Raw genomic sequence first — 20,764 nt, forward strand, 5'->3', positions numbered from 1 at the left:
ATTAACTCTCATAATTCATGATGAGAAAACCTTTTAGGCATCCTTTAAGATTGGTGGTCTCCTAAAAAAAACGGTTTTGTTGGAAGTAATTAGTATACCCTTATTTGAAAATGATGTCATTTACATTGGCAAATCTTTTAATTAAAGTAGCTAATTGTGCCATAAAATTAAGACGGTTTTGTTTAATTTCAGGATCATTAGCCATAACCATCGTATGGTCGAAGTATCCATTGATTTCTTCCTTCATGGATAGAAGCAAATCAAAATAAGCCTCTTCTGTTACATGTTGATCTAATTGTTGATTGACCGATAAATATTTATCATATAACAGCTGTTCATATTGATTTTCAAATAAAGATACTTTAATTTCCCCTATTGTTTCTGCTTTATTAGCTATATTTAAAACCCTGCTCAATGCTTCAATATTTTCTTTGAAATCAGCTTCATTTTTCTTAACTTCCAATACTTCTGCACGATTAAATAATGAATGGATATCTCCTATATCATTTCCTAATACTGCATCAATTAAATCGTAGCGAACCTCACGCTCTTGTAATAAATGTTTAATCCGTAATTTAAAGAAGGCTACAAGTTCATCCGTCACATTTTCAATGCTTTGTTTTACTATCCCATCAGCTTGCAATAATGATAATGAATCATGGATCAAATCTTCAAAGTTCACTTCCCAGTCTTTGTGAAGCAGAATTTGTACAATTCCTGTTGCTTGGCGCCTTAAAGCATATGGATCTTGGGACCCACTAGGAATCATATTGATTGAAAAAAACGATGAAATGGTATCTAATTTATCCGCAATGGCTAAAATCGCACCTACATCTGAACTAGGCCTCTTGTCCTCAGCATTACGTGGCATGTAGTGTTCATTGATTGCAACTGCTACTGCTTCACTTTCCCCTTTTTGCCGTGCATATTTTTCCCCCATAACTCCTTGTAATTCAGGGAATTCGTTCACCATATTTGTGACTAAATCAAATTTACAAATTTGTGCTGCTCGATCTGTTGCTTTTTTATCCTCTGTTGAGAAAGCCAATTTATCAGAGAGGAGATTTGTTAATCGACGTACTCGATTCACTTTTTGAGCCAATGTCCCAATTTCCTCATGATAGACAATACTATTTAACTTCTCTAAATATTGATCGATTTCTGTTCTTTTGTCTTCGCGATAAAAGAAGTCCGCGTCTGAAAGTCTCGCTCTTAAAACCTTTTCATTGCCCTTAGCAACATTTGCTAAATAATCCGAACCGCCATTTCTAATGGTTACAAATTGTGGAAGAATTTTTCCATCCGCTGATTTAACTGGGAAATAGCGTTGATGCTCCTTCATCGAAGTAATCAATACCTCTGCTGGCAGTTCTAAGTACTCCTCTTCAAACCCACCGTACAGGGCAGTTGGGTATTCAACTAAATTATTAACCTCTTCTAACAAATCTTCATCAACTGGAATGACCCAGCTTTTAGCTTCTTCTAATTGTTTTAATTGATTTAAGATCATGTTTTTCCGTTTTACAGGATCCACAATTACGTACTGTGCAGACATTTGTTCTTCATAGTCTGACGGGTTTGTGATTTCTACTTTACCGCCAAGAAAACGATGTCCTAAACTCCAATTTGACGTACTAACATCTACAATTGAAAAAGGAATGATCTCTTCACCATACAGAGCCACAAGCCATTTAATAGGACGTATATATTTTAAATCATAATCAGCCCAACGCATGTTTTTCGGAAAATGAATACTTGTAATAATTTCCCTTAGTTCTGGAAGCAACTCAATGGTTTTCTTGCCTTGAATAAACCTTTTGACATGGACATATTCGACTCCACCAATTTCTTTAAAATAAATATCGTCCACTGTCACCCCTTGACCACGGGTAAAACCAATTGCGGCTTTTGTCCATTCTCCATTTGCATCTAGTGCTATTTTTCTCGCAGGCCCTTTTGCCTCTTCATGTACATCCTCTTGTGTCTCAGTCACATCCTGTATAAGTACCGCTAGGCGTCTTGGTGTTGAATAAGCCTGAACATCACGAAATTTAATTTTCTTATGTTTAAACCACTCTCTAACCTTATCAGCAAGTTGATTCATGGAATCTGTAACATATCTGGCTGGCAGCTCTTCTAAACCAATTTCTAGTAAAATATCTTTTGTCGCCATTAGTTATTTTCCTCCTTTGCTTTTAAAATTGGAAATCCTAGTTTTTCCCGTTCATCATAGAATGTTTTGGCAATTTTCCGTGCCAAATTACGGCAACGTGCTAAGTATCCTGTTCTTTCTGTTACAGAAATTGCTCCTCTTGCATCAAGCAAATTAAAGGTATGTGAGCATTTCAAGACATAATCGTAGGCTGGGTGTACAAGCCCTTCCTCCATTTGACGATGAGCCTCTTTTTCATACGTATTAAATAATCCAAACAACATATCTACATCAGACGTTTCAAACGTATATTTCGAGTGCTCATATTCCGGTTGAAGGAATATATCACGAACCGTAAAGCCGTCTGTCCACTCTAGATCAAATACATTTTCTTTATCTTGAATATAAGATGCCAACCTCTCAATTCCATATGTAATTTCCACAGAAACTGGCTTACATTCAAGTCCCCCAACTTGTTGGAAATACGTAAATTGAGTAATTTCCATTCCATCTAGCCATACTTCCCACCCTAAACCAGCACAGCCTAATGATGGATTTTCCCAGTTATCCTCAACAAAGCGGATATCATGCTTTAACGGATCAATTCCTAAGGCTTTAAGTGAATCAAGATAAAGGTCTTGAATATTATCAGGAGACGGCTTCATAATAACTTGAAATTGATGATGCTGGTACAGACGGTTTGGATTTTCTCCGTAACGACCATCTGCTGGTCGGCGCGATGGTTCAACATACGCTACATTCCATGGCTCTGGTCCAATGGCTCTAAGGAATGTATACGGACTCATCGTTCCTGCTCCTTTTTCTGTATCATATGCCTGCATTAAAATACACCCTTGTTCAGACCAATGCTGTTGCAACGTTAAAATCATATTTTGAATATTCATTGGACACTCCTCTAATCATTGTTTTTTTCAAAATAAAAAACTCTCATCTCTATGCTTTAACAGCATAGGGACGAGAGTTTACCCGCGGTTCCACCCTATTTGCTTAAAACAATGAGTTTTAAGCCACTTTACAAAAAGTGCTCCAGAATGCCCTTCCTTAACCCCCTATATCCGGCTTCCACCACCCCAGACTCGCTTTAAATAGTGTAAGTTAAGTACTCCTCTCTTTCATAGCACTAACTATTGATTATTTACTTAAAATGAATATAGCGAAAACCATTTCGATTGTCAACTTTTTACAGAATTTTACTTATTTGATCAAGAAATTTTTTTGACTTTAAAAACAAACCCGAATACTCGTCATAATAATGATCAATGACTGTTTTTAATTCTGTTTTGGTTTCTTCTTTTACCGAAATACTACCGAGGCGTTTCATATCAAGATAATAAAAAACCCGTAAAAGCTTAACGGTTGCTGGAGATATCTTTAAGTGGTAGGGATCAATATGTATACAGCGATGACAGAGAATTCCACCTTCTCGAATAGAAAACCCAAAGGTTCCTTCCCTACTGCCACATGAAGCGCACTGATCAAGTGTGGGATGCAAGCCAAGTACGCTTAGCATTTTAATCTCATAGATGTTTTTAATTATATCGGGATCATAACCCTCATTTAAATAGGTTAATGATTGCAGTAGCAGTTCAAATAAAAAAGGATTGCTTTTATTTTCTTCAAGACCTTTGTCTGTTAATTCTACTATAAAACTAGCATAGGCGGTTAAGAAAATATCCTCTTTAATTGAACGTAAAGAGGATATTATTTCACCTTGTTGCAAGCTTCCCATGCCTCTCGTTTTTTGTATTAAAAAAAGACCGTATGTGAAGGGCTGGGTGATGGCAGCTAACCGACTTTTCGGTTTTTTAGCACCATTTGCCATCACTCCATATTTACCCCATTCACGAGTAAATAAAGTTACTATTTTATTTGTTTCACCATAATCTGTTGATCGAAGAATAATTCCCTCGCACTTTTGAAGCATTCCTACACCATCCCTAAATTAGAGACAGACTACATAATAGGAAAATCGACTTCGTCTAGCTCATCGTCCTTTCCCTCGGGTGTTCCTGAGTTCTCCTTTTCTAACTCCTTAAAAAGAAGATATGTGTCAACATTACCTGTCTGAGAAAAAACCTTCCAAGTAAAATCTAACATTGAAAACCCACCTCTCTTTTGTTGGGACTAGCTATTGGATTTTTCCTTAAGTTTATAGTTGCCTGTCAATCAAAAAATCATGTGGTGAAATTTTTGCTAAATTAAATATGCCTGTTAAATTTGCTTAGGTTTTTCATCACACTTCACAGAACTACATCTAAAAATCTAGCCAGACTAGGACGTCCTGTCCGTCGCCTTAGCGGCTCGATAAATAACTTATAAAAATCGTGGTTTTACCGGAGTTAACTACATTCAGCAGGGGGCAAATCCATAAAGGATGATAAAGCCGCTTGACAATATCTAAACTTTTGAACTGAAAGGCTTATACTGAATGTAATAAATACGTATGCATATTAACCACGTTTTGTTAATACTTTAAAAGGGTCTGTATTTAGATTCGCCCACCGAATTTGAGCCAAAAACTTAACGTTATAGGGCATAATAGTTTAAATAAAGCTACTGATATAGTACATTGCTTCCTAATTTAGAGTAATACTGCTTAACAAGATTAATATTCGTCCTCACGGAAGCCATAATCACGAAGTTGCGTAGCTTTATTCCGCCAGTCTTTTTGTACCTTTACCCATAGCTCTAAAAATACTTTTGATCCTAATAAGTTTTCAATGTCGAGGCGTGCCCTTTTTCCAATTTCCTTTAACATTTTCCCTTGTTTACCAATGATAATTCCCTTTTGAGAATCGCGCTCTACAATGATTGTTGCCATCACATGTATGATGTCCTTTTGATCATCTTCTCTCCTCATTTGCTCAATGACTACTGCTAAAGAATGAGGAATTTCTTCTCTAGTCAAATGTAAAGCCTTTTCACGTATCAACTCAGAAACGATGAATCTTTCAGGGTGATCCGTTACTTGGTCTGCTGGATAATATTGTGGCCCTTCCGGAAGGTATTTCTTAATTTGTTGTAATAATCTTTCCACGTTATTACCTTGTAAAGCAGAAATAGGAATAATTTCACTAAAATGATATTTCTCTTGATAAGAATCAATGATCGTCAATAAACGGTCTGGATGCACTTTATCAATTTTATTAATAATTAAAAAGATTGGTGTTTTAATGGATTGAAAACTCTCGATAATAAACTCTTCTCCACGTCCATATCCTTCTTCAGCATTGACCATAAATAAAATTAAATCAACTTCTTTTAATGTGTTCTGTGCCACATTCATCATGAAATCGCCTAATTTATTCTTCGGCTTATGAATACCCGGTGTATCTATAAAAATAAATTGTGTATCATTTGTAGTTAGAACCCCTTGAACTTTATTCCTTGTTGTTTGGGGTTTATCACTCATAATCGCGATTTTCTGTCCGATCACACGATTAAGAAATGTGGACTTTCCTACGTTTGGTCTGCCAATAATAGAGATAAATCCTGATTTATATGCTGAATTTTGTGTTTGTTCGTTATTCATTTAAATCCTCCGCTGAAAATGCTCCTGGTAGTAATTCCTCTACTGTTACTTGATCTAAATTGCCATTAAGATTTGTCATGATGACTTTCATATCTTTCGGACAAAGCTCGCTGATTACTTGTCTGCAGGCACCACAAGGTGGTACAGGGCGTTTCGAATCTGCCACAACGACCAACATTGAGTAATCTCTTTCTCCTTCTGAATAAGCCTTAAATAGCGCTGTTCGTTCAGCACAATTACACATGCTGTAGGCAGCGTTTTCAATATTACACCCATGATAAACTTTTCCACTTTTAGTTAAAAGTGCTGCACCTACTGGGTATTTCGAGTAAGGAACATAGGCGTTATCCCTAGCTTTAATCGCTTCTTCGATCATTTCTTCAATGCTCACTTTGATCAACCTTTCTAAAAAGACCCTCTTGCTGACTTTTATCAGGCTTAACAGGCGGTGAGACCTCAACTAGAAATTCTTAGTGTAATTAAGAAAGAAAGGTGAAGAATCAACTGCCCGTAAAGTTCCGAAATTATGAACACAGACTAAATATGCCTACGGCAACGTCTGCGTGACCAGCAAGCTTGCTGGTCTTAACTAACCATCAGAGGGGATGGAAAAATAACCCACTGATAGAAGTTTCACTTTATTTTACCCTATTCTTATAAAAATTTCATCGCCTTAGAGGAATTTTTCTATAAAAATATTCAATTTTCTAAAAACATTAAGTTCTGAATATAAAAAAATAAGGTTCTGCTATAAAATTGTCACCATCTATATAACAGAACGCTTATTTAGTGATATATTTTTGGCAAAAAAATGATGCAGCCTATAATAACAGACATACAAGCAAAAACTAACACAGCGCCTGCTGCAACATCTTTCGCCTGCTTTGCCAATGGATGATATTGTGGTGAGATATAATCGACCATTCGTTCAATCGCCGTATTCAGTAATTCTAACGAAAACATTCCACCGATTGCCAAAATGACAAACATCCACTCATAACGATTAATGTCAAACAAGAACCCGAAAATGATAACGGTTAGGGCGATAACACTGTGAATTTTCAAATTGCGTTCATGGATAATCCCGTGTAGTATCCCTTCAATTGCATATATAAATGAATAGTGAATTCCTCTGCGTTTTTTACCGTTTAAGCCCGAACTCATCGAGTATGTCCTTTTGCCTTGCAAACATGATTTTCTCATCTTCTTCAATCTCATGATCATACCCTAGTAAATGTAAAAAGCCATGGACGGCTAAAAAGCCAAGTTCCCGTAAAAAACTATGACCGTATTCATCAGCTTGGGATCTCGCTTTTGCGATTGAAATAATGATGTCTCCCAATACTCTTGGCATATCGACCCCTGTTAAAGGAATTTCCCCTTCGCCCAGTTCTTCCATGGCAAATGAAATCACATCTGTTGGCATATCTTTATGACGATATTCCTTATTGATTTCCTGGATTCGCTCATTGCTAACAAAGGTTACCGATAATTCACTTTCATTTTCGATTTTTTCCTTTTCCGCAGCAAATTGCAGGATGTTTTCAATCGTGTTCATTTCCTCTTGGGAAAGTTCATTTGTTTCATCATTTAAATCAATTATCATACTCACGCATGCTTTACCTCCTGTTTGGACATTTCTGGATACTCAATTCTCGAATGGAAAATCCCTTTCAACGTTTCACATAATGTTTCAGCGACTTTTTCTAACTCTTTTAATGTGAGGTCACACTCATTAAACTGATCATCTTGTAAACGATCAGATATGATTTTCCGAACAAGATTTTCAATTTGCTCATGTGTTGGTTTTGACATCGATCTCACAGCCGCCTCAACACTATCTGCAATTCCGACAATCGCGGCTTCTTTTGTTTGTGCTTTTGGTCCAGGATAGCGATATTCTTCCTCAGTCGTTTCTGCATCATTTTGTTTCGCTTTAAAATAGAAATATTTTAATAAGGTTGTCCCGTGATGCTGCTGAGCAATATCAATAACCTCCTTAGGCATTTTATATTCTTTCAGCATATTTGCGCCATCGGTTGCATGAGAAATGATAATTTCTTTACTCGTCTCGGGAGGCAATTGATCATGAGGATTTTCCTTATTCATTTGATTCTCAATAAAAAAGCTTGGTCTTTTTGTCTTGCCAACATCGTGATAATAACAACCAACTCTCGCTAAAAGCCCATTTGCTCCAATCGCTTCACAAGCACTTTCCGCTAAATTTGCTACCATCACACTATGGTGATAAGTTCCGGGTGCTTCAATCAATATTTTTTTTAATAACGGGTGGTTTGGATTTGATAACTCAATTAACTTCATTGTTGATAAGATCCCAAAGCCCGCCTCAAAAAATGGCACTAATCCAATCGTAAGTATTGATGATAAGAGACCCGATATTAAAGCAATAGCTCCCACAGCGACATATTCCTGCATACTATACTGACCATTTCTCAAAAGAACAATTGATAAAATAAGCAGCACATTAACGAAGGCTACATATAAACCAACCTTTAAAATATTGGATCGATGATTATGATTACTTAGAAACATAATTCCTGCAATCCCGCTACATAATATATAGACACCAATAGTCATATGAAAGGTGCCTGTAACCCCTTCATTGAACATAATACTTCCACAGATCCCTGTAATGACTGCAGTGAATATTGCAAGCCTCTCATCAATCAAAACCTTTATTAACATTGGGGCCAAGGCCGCTGGAAAAATGAACGCAATATTCGCATAGTCAAATACATAAAAGAAACTAACAATTTTCATGATTAAAATTGAAAGCGAAAAAATAATACTAAAAATAATTAGATAATGATGCTTAGTTTCTGGTTTCTTATCTAATTTATAAAAATAATTGTATAAAGCGGCCAGAAAAATAATAATCAATAATGTTGAACCTATAAACGGCTGATAAGATCGTTCATTTTTTAACAGTCCAACTAGCTCTAACTGCCGATAAATATCACGGCTAATGAGTTGATTTTCCTCAACAATAATTTGACCTTGTAGAATCATTACAGGTTCAACACTCTCAACCGCTTGTTTGCGCATTTCTTCTGTTGCATTAGGATCATAAAATTCATTTTGAATCACGGCATATCGACCTAACTCAATTGCCGCATTTTTAAGTGAAGTTCCCAAACTAGAGTATTTCATTGCTTCTTCTAATTGTTTCTTTGCATTTTCAACTTCATTAGCAGAAATCCGATTGCTCATTACACTATTTATCGCAGTTACAGAAAGATCCCTTGCAATTTCAAGTTGGTCAGAGGGTACTGAAACTAAACTTAGAAAAACGGAGTCAGAAATATCTTTTGTTACATCTTCTGTTAATTGTTCTTTAAGTTTATTAACCTGCTCTGATTCAGTAATCACTGTTCCCGAATCATCTATTTTTTTGACATCAATAGCCGAGTCAAAAATAGACGTAATTAAATCAATTCGATTTTGTGTTAAGGCTTTATTAACAACATAAACATCCTCAACTTTATTTTCAGCCTCTTTTTTCTTTGCTTCTGTACTCTCCTTATCCTCAATCGTGATTGGCGAGCGTATTGTTTGTTCAGAAACTGTAAATAAACGAATATCTAACGTCTTAGGCTTTACATTGCTGTACATCGATATAAATAAAAGTAAGCCTAGCACGATAAACAAGAGAACTCGAAAAACAGTTATATTTAATAAGCTTTTTATTTTTGCTAAATGCAAATGCATTCTAACCCAATCCTTTCCTAATTACAAAACACAATATTCCATTTTACATTTTAACCAATAAATTCAATTCATAAGCTTGGAATTATGTTTTGTAATGGAAATAGCCGTTCGTTTGTGAACGGCATTTGCCCTGTATATAGTAAGGCATTAGTGAAGCAGGTACTTACACAAAGTGAAACTTCCATTCCATCAGGGGGGCTTTCGTCCCCACAGATGGAATGCCGGAAGCCAGCAGTCTGCTGGTTACGCAAACGTTGCCGAAAGGGTATTTTAGTCTTTGTTTAATTTTCGGAGCTTTACTGGCAATTGATCCCCCAACTACTTCTTTTATTATACTTAACAATCTATAGGTGAGGGGCTTACTGCCTGTTAAGACTGATAAAACTATTCTTTCGCCTCATAGGCTGCAATAATTTTTGCCACTAATGGGTGACGTACAACATCGCTTTGCTCCAAATAAATGAATTTAATCCCTGAAACATCTGATAAAACTTCCTCAGCAATCATTAAACCAGAAGTAACCCCTTTTGGTAGGTCAATTTGGGTTTTATCCCCAGTGATTACCATTTTCGAACTAAAACCAAGACGTGTTAGAAACATTTTCATTTGTGCCATTGTTGTGTTCTGTGCTTCATCTAGAATTACATAAGCTTCATCTAACGTTCTCCCCCTCATATATGCAAGAGGAGCAATTTCAATCACTCCACGTTCAATCAAACGTTGAGTTTGTTCTGTTCCTAATACATCGTGCAGAGCATCGTAAAGAGGTCGCAAATAAGGATCAACCTTCTCTTTCAAATCACCAGGTAAAAATCCCAAACTTTCCCCTGCCTCTACGGCAGGTCGCGTCAAAATAATTCTTTTGACTCCACCGCTTTTTAAAGCATTAACTGCCATTACAACTGCTAAATACGTTTTACCTGTTCCCGCGGGGCCAATCCCAAAAACAAGATCACTCTTCTTCATAGCAGAAATATAATAGCGTTGGCCAATCGTTTTGACGCGAATTGACTTTCCTTTTGCATTTTTCGAAATTTCTTCTTCAAATAAATCTTTAAAATAATCAAGTGTTCCTTTTTTTGACATTTGGATGGCATAAATGACATCTCTTTGACTAATATTGATCCCTTTTCTAATCACATATAATAAGGCATCGAGAATATTAGCTACTAATTCAACATGCTCAGGGCTCCCAGATACATAGACCGTCTCACCTCTTGTGATGATCGATACACCTAGTTCCTGTTCTATTGCCTTCAGATTAGAATCAGCATTACCAATTAAGGCGATGGCCTCATTCGAATTATTTAGCTGAAGATTCATGGTTTTTAACTCTTCTGTCATTCCGACTCTCCTTGGATTATTGGTTGACCAGAGGCTATATTTTCTATAACTTGGAAATGTATTGATACTGTTACTTTATCATTGTCTGATGTCTGGTGCAAAACTTTTTCACCAATAATTTTAGCCTCTTCTGGTAATTTATTTTTTATATCGATTTTAGCCATTTTTTTGGCTATTTCTATTGCTTCTTTCTGTTCATAGATTCTCGTTTCTGTTTCTTCTTCACGATGGGTTTCGCTTACAAGTGAAACCGGAAGTGTCCAATTGATAAAGTTAATCTTTTTCTCATTGCTTTCCGTTTCATATTCCTTAAACTCAATTTTCCCAAATCCCCATACTGGTATTTTGAGGTTACCGATTTTCAAAGTATGCTTTCTTACCTCTTCTCCATTATACACTTGGAAGGTACTCTTAATCGGCAATACTACCTTTGTTTTATACCATGTTTCTCCTAAAACTTCTCCTTTTGCAGGTACTTGTACATTTTGACCTTCTTTTCCGATTAACCCTGAAACGAGTAATTGGCCTGGTTCCACTCGATCATGGATATCAACTACTGCTTGACCTTCTTCAACAAACATATCCACAATTACTGCTTTTTTCTTGGCGACAAGATGCTGGGGACTTAAATATTTTGGCTTTTCTGGTTCATTTTTCTCTACCACTTGGAGATGATAGGTTGTCCCCTGTAATTCCACACCAACCCAAGTGATTTCCTCTATATTATTTGTTAATTGACGTTGAATTGATTCCACATTCTCCACAAAAAATTGCAATTTGCCAACTTTAACACCCATCTTATCCAATTCTTTATTAATTTTATACTCAGTAGCCGGCTCCGCTCCCTTTATTTGGATTCCCCAAATCATATTAGAAAGAATGGTTATAATAATTAGAAAAACAATGGCGCCCACTAAAAATCCGCTATTTAGAAGCAATCGTTTAAATAGAAACGGCAGTCCCTCTCGTTTCAAAAATTCAATACGGAGACCACTTCCCCTAGAGATAATTCTTAATTTGGCAATATCATTTAATCTCATTTTAAATTGAATGGATTCTATCCCGTTTCTCCTTACACTCCAAATATATAGTCCATTCCTTAATAACGTATTGATAAACCGTTCAATTCCTTTTCCCGTAACTTTGACTGTTATGATTCCGATAAAAAAAGTAATCCAGCGATTTTTCATTCCACCCTGCCTCTCTACCGAATTCGTAAAAGAGACTTTCACCTCCGTTTGTATACTTGTCCAGTTGGATAATAGCCGCTTAATAAAATTCTGGCGGCTATGCATTCCAATTTCTTTATTCTTCTAGATAAATCACTTGATCTATTTTTCCTTCTAAAATAATCTCTTCAGGCAATATCGCTTTAATCACAAAGGCCTTTCCTTTTACAAGCAACTGACCTTGCTTGAGAAGCAATCTGAGTTCTTTATCTGAAAAAGTTAAGAGACCTCTGTGATTTTCAATATAAATATGTAAGTGCCCAATCATAGTAATTCGGGGTAGATCCATCATGACATCCTGAGGAAGTTCCATGTTTTTTGTAATTAAGTTACGGAGGTATTGTCCCCACTTTTTCGCCATAAAAAAAGAACCCCCTTTCATCTCATGTATATGAGATAAATGAAGATTCTAGCACTTTTTATTTGGCTCGTGATCTATTGTGACTATAAGGTTTCTTTGCTCGTGGCGGTCCAAGGATTTCTGCCCAAATGACGGCTTCTGCTAATTTAGACTCATCCACTTTAAATTCTTTAAGTTGTTGTTGCTGAATGGTTTGTGGTGCATGTTGTTTATCTGGTTTTTCAGATAAAGATGGCAGTTCTTCTTCTAGAACAACCTTTACCTCGGCGATCTTTTTTTCCGATTGTTTTTCTGAAAATTGCCTTTCTGGCTTTATTTCTTCTTGAAAGGTGCGGCTCGTTTCTTTGAAAATTTCTCTCATTTCCTGGAATACATCACCGCTTTTTTGGGTTGGCTTATGTCTGTCTGCTTCTACACGTTTTGCAGGAGACTCCTGTTTTTCCGATTTGTCCCTATTTTTAAATAGGGAGGAAATCACACCAATTAAAATAATTACGATTAGCGGATTTTCAAAGAGAATCTCCATAAAAGAAACCCTCCTTTCCTAAATATAGGACCGGTTTAGCCTTTTTTGTTTTTATTTTCTTTCGGTCCTGTCATTTTGCCAATTGAATCTCTCATATCTGTATCGGCGTTAATGTTTTGGATATTCATATAATCCATGACTCCTAAATTCCCATCTTTTAGCGCTTCAGCCATTGCAAGTGGAACTTCTGCTTCTGCTTCAACAACTTTCGCTCTCATTTCTTCTACTCGAGCCTTCATTTCCTGTTCCTTCGCAACCGCCATCGCACGACGTTCTTCAGCTTTCGCTTGGGCGATGTTCTTATCGGCATCAGCTTGTTCCATCTGTAAATGAGCACCAATATTTTTACCAATATCCACGTCAGCAATATCAATCGATAGGATTTCAAATGCTGTTCCAGAATCTAACCCTTTAGCCAGAACCGTTTGTGAAATCATATCAGGGTTTTCTAGCACTTTCGTATGATGTTCTGATGAACCAATCGTTGAAATTACCCCTTCACCAACACGGGCAATAATGGTTTCTTCACCAGCACCACCAACAAGTCGATCAATGTTGGCACGCACAGTAATTCTCGCTTTCGCCTTTACTTCTATCCCATTCATCGCCATCCCTGCAATAAATGGAGTTTCAATCACTTTTGGATTAACACTCATCTGCACAGCTTCTAATACATCACGGCCAGCTAAATCAATCGCTGCACAACGTTCAAACATCAATTCAATATTCGCACGGTGCGCTGCAATTAAAGCATTCACCACACGGTCGACATTCCCGCCTGCTAAATAATGACTTTCTAATTGATTTGTCGTTACATTTAATCCTGCTTTATGAGCTTTAATTAGCGGATTAATGACCCGGCTTGGAATCACTCGTCTAAGTCTCATCCCAATTAATGTGAAAATACTTACTTTTACACCTGCAGCTAATGCAGAGATCCACAGCATGACAGGGACAAAGGTAAATAAAATTCCCAGTAACACAATAGCAACTACTACTGCTATTATGACAAATATTGTACCACCTGTTAAATCCATATTGTCTTCCTCCTTTATTCGTTATCTATTTCCTTCCACTCTCTAACCACAATTCTAGAACCTTCTACTTTAATAATCTTAACAGGTGTGTCCTTAACGATAAACCCACCTTCTGTTACAACATCGATCCGCTCATCACCAATTGTGACAGTCCCAGAAGGACGTAAATCAGTCATGGCATAAGCTTTCTTCCCAATTAATTCAGTTCTGTTTTGATTCGACACATATCCACTTTCTGTATTTGTTGAATCAGTTAATATAAACTTTTTGAAAAATTTCATTTTCTTATCAAACACCTTTATCATAACCATACAGGCTAAAATTGAAATAGTAAAAGCGATTAACAATGAAATACCAATATGAACAAAATCTACAGCAGACATAAAAAAGCTCGCTAACACTGCAGCAAAACCAAACAGGCCTAGAATTCCCCCTGGTAAGACCAATTCTAATAAAATAAGTACAATTCCTCCCGCAAATAAGAGAAACGTCCCAATTCCAGCTAGCCCTGCAACTATATGGCCATAAAAATACAAAAGAAATGCAATAATACCAACAATTCCAGCCAGTCCAAATCTTGGTGTAAATAGCTCAATCACCAATCCTAAAAAACCAATCGTTAAAAGAATGGGAATTACGAGCGGGTGAACGAGAAATGCAATAAAGGAATCAAAAAAGCTAGACCCTGCTTCTCCTTGAGCCTCCACAATTGAAGCACTAACATCGGTGGGTAACCAAATAAAAATAAGGGCAGGGGTCAGGATCAATCTCTGGGTGGGGATGGCTGAAGTTAATTTTCTGCACACGGGGGCAACCTCCCTTCTCACAAGTGTAATACAATTACGTTTGAAAGGAAAATTAGTTTCAAAAATTTAGTGACAAAAGAAGAATTGTTTTCAATCGCCCCGCTGAACGAAGTTAATTCATTTAAAAAGGCCGCAGACATAAACTGCGGCCCTTTAAATGAAGTTATTATCAAATGTTATTTATGAAAGGTGTTGTTGTACAAGTTTATTAACAAGTGACCCATCCGCTTTGCCTTTCACTTTAGGCATTAGAACAGACATCACTTTACCCATTTCAGTCTTAGTTGAAGCACCGACCTCAGCTATAGCTTGTTTTACTATTTCTGAAAGTTCTTCTTCTGATAACTGTTCAGGCATATATAACTCTACGTACTGTAATTCAGTACGTATTTTTTCAACAAGGTCATCACGACCTGCTTTTTCAAATTCATGGAGGGAATCCTTACGTTGTTTTACTTCACGTGAAAGCACCGTTAATTCTTCTTCTAGCGATAAGTCATGGCCAGCCCTAATGGATTCATTCTGGATAGCAGCTTTGATCATTCGGATGACACCGAGCTTATCTTTTTCTTTGGTTTTCATCGCTTGTTTCATATCAGAATTTAATCGTTCGAGAAGACTCACTACTTACACCCTCTCTTAGAACTTGCGTTTTCTTGCAGCCTCAGATTTCTTCTTACGTTTTACGCTAGGCTTTTCATAAAATTCGCGCTTTCTAGCTTCTTGAATAGTACCTGCTTTAGAAACAGTACGTTTGAAACGTCGAAGAGCATCTTCAAGCGATTCGTTTTTACGAACGACAGTTTTATTAGACATTCTCTCTTTCCCTCCCTCCAAGCACAACACCTTACAATCGACACGAGAAAATCCCATGTACTTTGTAAATTATAATATAACAAAGAAACAAGGTCAACTCAAATTTCACTGGACTTATGTTTGTTTTGCGTAAGAGATTTTAATTCAAGTTCACTTTAAGCTTCAGATATGATTTTAACTCCTGCGCTAGCTCCAATTCTAGTTGCACCCGCTTGTATCATTGTATTCATATCCTCAAGTGTTCTAATGCCCCCTGATGCTTTCACCCCAACATGAGGACCTACCGTTTTCCGCATTAGTTGAATATCTTCTCTAATAGCACCACCTGTTGAAAAGCCAGTCGACGTTTTAACGTAATGAGCCCCTGCTTTTACAGCAATCTCACAAGCAATGACTTTTTCCTCATCGGTTAATAAACACGTTTCAATGATGACTTTTACAATTGCTTTTCCTTTGGCAGCTTCTACGACAGCAGTAATATCTTTTTCAACTAAGTCAAGATCGCGGTCTTTTAACGCTCCGAGTGGAATAACCATATCCACTTCTGTTGCCCCATTCTGAATCGCTTCTTTTGTTTCAAATGCTTTTACTTCAGTAGTCGTAGCTCCTAATGGAAAACCAATGACCGTACACACTTTTACAGATGTTCCTTCTAACAATTGACTTGCAAAACTCACCCATACTGGATTAATACAAACAGAGGCAAAGCCATATCCTTTTGCTTCTTCACAAAGCTTACGAATTTGTTCCTTCGTGGCATCAGCTTTCAAGATCGTATGATCAATATATTTTGCGATAGGTTGTGACATTGTTTGACTCCCTTTCACTTGAATACGTTTATATTTAATGTTAGCATCCTGCTAAATAAAAATAAAGGAACTGCAAATACAGTTCCTAATCATTTAGACCGCTTCATCTGCTAGTTTTTCCTCTTCTAGTACTCGAACAAATTTACCTTCATTAAAAGGATAGCCAGCTTTTTCAATTTTCACTTTTACTAATTCTCCAACCATCTCTTCTGTACCAGGAAACACCACTTTTAAATAATTATCGGTGTAGCCAACATATAAACCATCTTCTTGTTTTTCTTCAGGAATCACTTCTAATACTTGGCCCTCAAATTTAGACGCATATTCTTTTGCAAGTTGGTCAGATAACGAAATTAACCGATGAACTCGCTCATTTTTAATCCCTTCATCAACTTGGTCTTCCATTCGTGCAGCAGGTGTCCCTGTTCGCTTAGAATAAGGGAATACATGGAGTTCAGAGAATCTATGATCTTTAACAAAGTTGTACGTTTCCATAAACTCTTCTTCCGTTTCACCTGGAAAACCCACAATCACGTCAGAAGTAACCGCGAGATCAGGCATAATTTCGCGTAACCTCATTAATCTTTCGGCAAAAGAATCCATTGTATATTTTCTTCTCATTCTCTTTAACACAGAATCTGAACCTGATTGAAGTGGAATATGCAAATGCCGAACAATTACTTTCGATTGTTTGATCACTTCAATGACTTCATCCGTAATTTGGCTTGCCTCGATTGATGAGATTCGCAGGCGTTTTAACCCTTTTACATTAGCCTCTAAGTCACTAAGAAGGTTTGCAAGGTTATATTCTTTAAAATCGGCACCATATCCACCTGTATGAATTCCTGTTAATACAATCTCTTTATAGCCAGCGTCAACTAGCTGTTGAGCTTGTCGGATAACTTCTTGTGGATCACGTGAACGCATCAATCCTCTAGCCCACGGAATAATACAAAATGTACAGAAGTTATTACATCCTTCTTGGATCTTTAACGAAGCCCTCGTCCGGTCCGTAAATGCAGGAACATCAAGCTCTTCATAGACGCGACTTTTCATAATATTACCAACCGCATTAATCGGCTGACGTTCTTTGCGATATTGGTCAATATACTCTAGCATTTTGACACGGTCTTGTGTACCGATGACAATATCAACTCCAGGAATATCCATAATTTCAGCAGGCGATGTTTGAGCATAGCAACCTGTAACACAAATAACAGCATCCGGATTTTTTCGAATCGCCCGGCGAATCACTTGACGACTCTTTTTGTCCCCTGTATTTGTCACCGTACATGTATTAATAACATAAACATCTGATGCTGCATCAAATTCTACTCTTTCATAGCCCTCTTGCTTAAATAATTGCCAAATGGCCTCTGTTTCATAATGGTTGACTTTACAACCTAATGTATGGAATGCAACTTTTTGCATGTATTTCACCTCAATAATTCTAATTGGTAGGATACGGCAGATAATAAGTATAAAGGTGCCGTTTCTGTCCTCAAAATCCTCGGTCCGAGGCTACAGCTAATAAACCCATGTTCTTGAAGCTTTTCGACTTCACCAGTCGTTAATCCACCTTCAGGCCCAAAAACAACTAATAAAGAATTCCCTATTGTTAAAGACTGTAGACATTCCACTAAATTCCTTTTTTCGCCTTGTTTTGATTCCTCTTCATAAGCGATTATTTTCACATCGTAGTGTTCACTCGCCATAATTAAAGTAGATAGGCTTTGCGGAGCTTCAACTGAAGGAACAACACTCCGATGGGATTGTTCCGCCGCTTCTTTAGCAATTTTTTGCCATCTGCCTATTTTTTTATCTGCTTTTTTCTCATCCCATTTTACGATAGAACGAGCTGCAATAAAAGGGATAAATTTTGTGGCACCTAACTCTGTCCCTTTTTGAATAATGAGATCTAACTTATCCCCTTTAGGCAAGCCGCTCACAATCGTGACCTCAATTGGAAGTTCTGCAGACTCCTCCAACCATTGTACTACTCTTACAGTCAATTGCTCATTGGAAATGTTTGTAATTTTACACAGTGCTGATTGACGGTCTTCAGTTACAAGGATGATTTCATCGTTTTCTTGCATTCGCATAACCTTAACGATATGGCGAAAATCATCACCAGTTATTTGAAATGCATTTTGGGCAGATGAATATGGGACAAAATAGCGCTGCATGAAAAATACCTCCTACCATGTGTAAAAAGGGCTGTGTCTTACACATAACCCTTGGCCGTACAATTATTGTTTTCTTGCTATAAAGGAAACCCAGTCTTCGATTTGTAAAGTGTCTACAATATCGAATCCTGCAGCCTCAAGCGACTCCTTAACCTCATCCTTTTTCTGCTGGATAATCCCCGCTGTAATAAAATATCCGTCTTGCTTTAAACATTTAGCAGCATCGTCCGTAAAACGTACAATTACTTCTGCCAAAATATTAGCCACAATCACGTCTACACTTTCCTCTATTCCCTCTAATAAATTGTTTTGGAAAATATTTACGACTGAATGTACTTTATTTAGCTTAATATTGCTTTTTGCAGATTGAACAGCTACTTCATCTAAATCTAATGCAGTAACCTTTTTTGCACCCAGCATGGCAGCCGCAATACTCAATACTCCCGAACCTGTTCCGACATCTATAACCATATCATCTTTTTTGACAATCCGTTCTAATGCTTGGATACTCATAACGGTTGTAGGATGTGTTCCCGTACCAAATGCCATACCAGGATCCAATTCAATGATTAACTCATCACGGCCTTTTGGTGTGTATTCCTCCCATGTAGGAACAACCGTGAAACGCTCTGAAATTTTTACAGGATGATAATATTTTTTCCAAGCAGTTGCCCATTCTTCCTCATTTACTTCTGATAAAGTTACACTGTTTATACCAATATCAATATTAAACAGTATCAGATTGTTAATTGCCTCTTTAATCGCATCAACCGTTTCACTTAAAAAACTAGTAACCGGTAAATAAGCCTTAACAATTACACCTTCATCAGGATAATCTTTCGGATTGAGTTGGTAGATTTCGCCGAATTGATCTTCCCTTTCTTTCACAAGTTCAAAAGGGTCCTCGATTACAACCCCACTTGCTCCAGCCTCATGTAAAATATTCGAAATCGGTTCTACTGCTTCATTTGTTGTATGAATACTTATTTCGGACCACTTCAACTCAATAACAACTCCTGTTTAATCAAATTCGTTCCTCGGATTCATCTCACTATAGATAAACCTGGGAGATTTAATCACCTTTAAAAGCCCTTTTCATTTTATCAAAGAACCCTTCTTCTTCTTTTGGCATTGGACCACTGACATCAGCAAATTCTTGAAGCAATTGCTTTTGTCGGTCAGTAAGTTTCGTAGGGGTAATAAGTTTCACAATAATATGCTGATCACCAATTCCACGACCTCTTACATTCGGAATTCCTTTTCCTCTTAATCGGAATTTGGTTCCGGTTTGTGTGCCTGCAGGAATTTTTAACTTGACTTTTCCGTGTAAGGTTGGAACTTCTATCTCATCGCCAAGTGCAGCTTGAACAAAGGTTAAAGGCATCTCACAGTAGACATCATCGCCATCCCGTTCAAAATATTCATGTGGGCGGATATGGAATACAACATATAGATCTCCAGCCGGACCACCGTTTATACCTGGTTCTCCTTGACCTGCCACACGTAGTTGTTGGCCATCATCAATGCCTGCAGGGATTTTGACCGCAATTTTTCGACGTTTTTTCACTCGGCCTGTGCCACCGCAAGTGGAGCATTTATGTTTAATTTCTTGTCCCGTACCATTACAGTAATTACATACACGTCTGTTAACAATTCTGCCAAACGGTGTATTTTGTTCGATGTTTAGTTGGCCAGATCCATGACAATGTGAACAGGTTTCTGCTTTCGTTCCCTTCTTCGCACCTGTTCCCTCACAAGTTTCACAGTTTTCTTCCCGTGGAATGTCAATTTCAGTTTCTTTTCCAGACACGGCATCTTCAAAATTCAGTGTCATCGTATATTGTAGATCGGCACCTTGTCTTGGTGCGTTTGGATCACGACGTCTTGTGCCACCGCCGCCAAAGAATGTACTGAAAATATCTTCGAAACCACCGAAACCACCAAAATCTCCATCTCCACCAAATCCACCAAATCCTTGATTTGGATCGGTATGGCCGAATTGGTCATAATGAGCCCGTTTTTGCTCGTCACTTAACACATCGTAAGCTTCTGTGAGTTCTTTAAATTTTTCATCCGCTCCTGGTTCTTTATTTATATCTGGATGGTATTTCTTAGAAAGCTTACGGTATGCCTTTTTAATTTCATCCTTTGATGCACTTTTACTAACGCCAAGTACCTCATAGTAATCCCTTTTATCCATGATGATTACCACTCCC

General features: G+C 37.3%; 21 protein-coding genes, 1 pseudogene and 1 other annotated feature. All 22 genes and pseudogenes read right to left on the reverse strand.

Going from position 1 to position 20,764, the window contains the following annotated elements; translation table 11 throughout:
* Window positions 1-100 precede the first annotated feature (100 nt).
* Window positions 101-2,173 (reverse strand): glycine--tRNA ligase subunit beta, encoded by a 2,073-nt coding sequence (glyS, locus tag R4Z10_RS15970; RefSeq protein WP_338470283.1) that lies wholly within the window; start codon window positions 2,171-2,173, stop codon window positions 101-103.
* Window positions 2,173-3,057, reverse strand: coding sequence for a glycine--tRNA ligase subunit alpha (gene glyQ / locus R4Z10_RS15975; protein ID WP_338470284.1), 885 nt, complete (start codon window positions 3,055-3,057; stop codon window positions 2,173-2,175). The genes glyS and glyQ overlap by 1 nt, the downstream gene beginning before the upstream one ends.
* 63 nt (window positions 3,058-3,120) lie before the next feature.
* Window positions 3,121-3,298: a binding site (T-box leader), on the reverse strand.
* A 55-nt stretch (window positions 3,299-3,353) separates the two neighbouring features.
* Window positions 3,354-4,097 carry a DNA repair protein RecO gene (gene recO / locus R4Z10_RS15980; RefSeq protein WP_338470285.1) on the reverse strand — a complete coding sequence of 248 codons (744 nt, stop codon included), beginning with the start codon at window positions 4,095-4,097 and terminating at the stop codon, window positions 3,354-3,356.
* 29 nt (window positions 4,098-4,126) lie between these two features.
* Window positions 4,127-4,270 (reverse strand): YqzL family protein, encoded by a 144-nt coding sequence (locus R4Z10_RS15985; protein ID WP_338470286.1) that lies wholly within the window; start codon window positions 4,268-4,270, stop codon window positions 4,127-4,129.
* A gap of 508 nt (window positions 4,271-4,778) precedes the next feature.
* On the reverse strand, window positions 4,779-5,705 hold the full coding sequence (gene era / locus R4Z10_RS15990; RefSeq protein WP_338470287.1) for a GTPase Era: 927 nt from the start codon (window positions 5,703-5,705) through the stop codon (window positions 4,779-4,781).
* The gene (locus R4Z10_RS15995) at window positions 5,698-6,096 is read right to left on the reverse strand and encodes a cytidine deaminase (RefSeq protein WP_338470288.1); all 399 of its coding nucleotides are present in this window, start codon (window positions 6,094-6,096) and stop codon (window positions 5,698-5,700) included. The genes era and R4Z10_RS15995 overlap by 8 nt, the downstream gene beginning before the upstream one ends.
* A 395-nt stretch (window positions 6,097-6,491) precedes the next feature.
* Window positions 6,492-6,869: a diacylglycerol kinase family protein gene (locus R4Z10_RS16000; protein WP_338470289.1), complete on the reverse strand. Its 378-nt coding sequence runs from the start codon at window positions 6,867-6,869 to the stop codon at window positions 6,492-6,494.
* Window positions 6,847-7,317, reverse strand: a complete 471-nt coding sequence (ybeY, locus tag R4Z10_RS16005) for an rRNA maturation RNase YbeY (RefSeq protein ID WP_338470290.1) — start codon at window positions 7,315-7,317, stop codon at window positions 6,847-6,849. Before ybeY ends, R4Z10_RS16000 begins: the two co-directional genes overlap by 23 nt.
* Window positions 7,314-9,434: an HD family phosphohydrolase gene (locus R4Z10_RS16010; RefSeq protein ID WP_338470291.1), complete on the reverse strand. Its 2,121-nt coding sequence runs from the start codon at window positions 9,432-9,434 to the stop codon at window positions 7,314-7,316. The genes ybeY and R4Z10_RS16010 overlap by 4 nt, the downstream gene beginning before the upstream one ends.
* A 384-nt stretch (window positions 9,435-9,818) precedes the next feature.
* Window positions 9,819-10,778 carry a PhoH family protein gene (locus R4Z10_RS16015; protein WP_338470292.1) on the reverse strand — a complete coding sequence of 320 codons (960 nt, stop codon included), beginning with the start codon at window positions 10,776-10,778 and terminating at the stop codon, window positions 9,819-9,821.
* Window positions 10,775-11,968 carry a sporulation protein YqfD gene (gene yqfD / locus R4Z10_RS16020; protein ID WP_338470293.1) on the reverse strand — a complete coding sequence of 398 codons (1,194 nt, stop codon included), beginning with the start codon at window positions 11,966-11,968 and terminating at the stop codon, window positions 10,775-10,777. Before yqfD ends, R4Z10_RS16015 begins: the two co-directional genes overlap by 4 nt.
* A 115-nt stretch (window positions 11,969-12,083) precedes the next feature.
* Window positions 12,084-12,368, reverse strand: a complete 285-nt coding sequence (gene yqfC / locus R4Z10_RS16025; protein ID WP_338470294.1) for a sporulation protein YqfC — start codon at window positions 12,366-12,368, stop codon at window positions 12,084-12,086.
* A 58-nt stretch (window positions 12,369-12,426) separates the two neighbouring features.
* Entirely contained in the window at window positions 12,427-12,894 is a 468-nt protein-coding gene (locus R4Z10_RS16030) for a hypothetical protein (RefSeq protein ID WP_338470295.1), read from the reverse strand.
* Window positions 12,895-12,929: 35 nt separating this feature from the next.
* Window positions 12,930-13,931 (reverse strand): flotillin-like protein FloA, encoded by a 1,002-nt coding sequence (gene floA, locus R4Z10_RS16035; RefSeq protein ID WP_338470296.1) that lies wholly within the window; start codon window positions 13,929-13,931, stop codon window positions 12,930-12,932.
* A gap of 14 nt (window positions 13,932-13,945) precedes the next feature.
* Window positions 13,946-14,587, reverse strand: a pseudogene (locus R4Z10_RS16040) (NfeD family protein); the annotation flags it as partial.
* Between the two features lie 330 nt (window positions 14,588-14,917).
* Window positions 14,918-15,361 (reverse strand): GatB/YqeY domain-containing protein, encoded by a 444-nt coding sequence (locus R4Z10_RS16045; RefSeq protein ID WP_338470297.1) that lies wholly within the window; start codon window positions 15,359-15,361, stop codon window positions 14,918-14,920.
* 15 nt (window positions 15,362-15,376) lie between these two features.
* A complete protein-coding gene (gene rpsU / locus R4Z10_RS16050; RefSeq protein ID WP_338470298.1) occupies window positions 15,377-15,553 on the reverse strand; it encodes a 30S ribosomal protein S21 in 177 nt (58 codons plus the stop codon).
* 155 nt (window positions 15,554-15,708) lie between these two features.
* Window positions 15,709-16,362, reverse strand: coding sequence for a deoxyribose-phosphate aldolase (gene deoC / locus R4Z10_RS16055; protein ID WP_338470299.1), 654 nt, complete (start codon window positions 16,360-16,362; stop codon window positions 15,709-15,711).
* Window positions 16,363-16,455: 93 nt separating this feature from the next.
* The gene (mtaB, locus tag R4Z10_RS16060) at window positions 16,456-17,793 is read right to left on the reverse strand and encodes a tRNA (N(6)-L-threonylcarbamoyladenosine(37)-C(2))-methylthiotransferase MtaB (protein WP_338470300.1); all 1,338 of its coding nucleotides are present in this window, start codon (window positions 17,791-17,793) and stop codon (window positions 16,456-16,458) included.
* Between the two features lie 5 nt (window positions 17,794-17,798).
* Window positions 17,799-18,548, reverse strand: coding sequence for a 16S rRNA (uracil(1498)-N(3))-methyltransferase (locus R4Z10_RS16065; protein WP_338470301.1), 750 nt, complete (start codon window positions 18,546-18,548; stop codon window positions 17,799-17,801).
* A gap of 63 nt (window positions 18,549-18,611) precedes the next feature.
* Window positions 18,612-19,550 (reverse strand): 50S ribosomal protein L11 methyltransferase, encoded by a 939-nt coding sequence (gene prmA, locus R4Z10_RS16070; protein ID WP_338470302.1) that lies wholly within the window; start codon window positions 19,548-19,550, stop codon window positions 18,612-18,614.
* 70 nt (window positions 19,551-19,620) lie between these two features.
* Window positions 19,621-20,748 carry a molecular chaperone DnaJ gene (gene dnaJ, locus R4Z10_RS16075; protein WP_338470303.1) on the reverse strand — a complete coding sequence of 376 codons (1,128 nt, stop codon included), beginning with the start codon at window positions 20,746-20,748 and terminating at the stop codon, window positions 19,621-19,623.
* Window positions 20,749-20,764: the final 16 nt, after the last annotated feature.

The sequence above is a fragment of the Niallia sp. XMNu-256 genome (assembly GCF_036670015.1).
GTDB lineage: Bacteria > Bacillota > Bacilli > Bacillales > Cytobacillaceae > Bacillus_BD.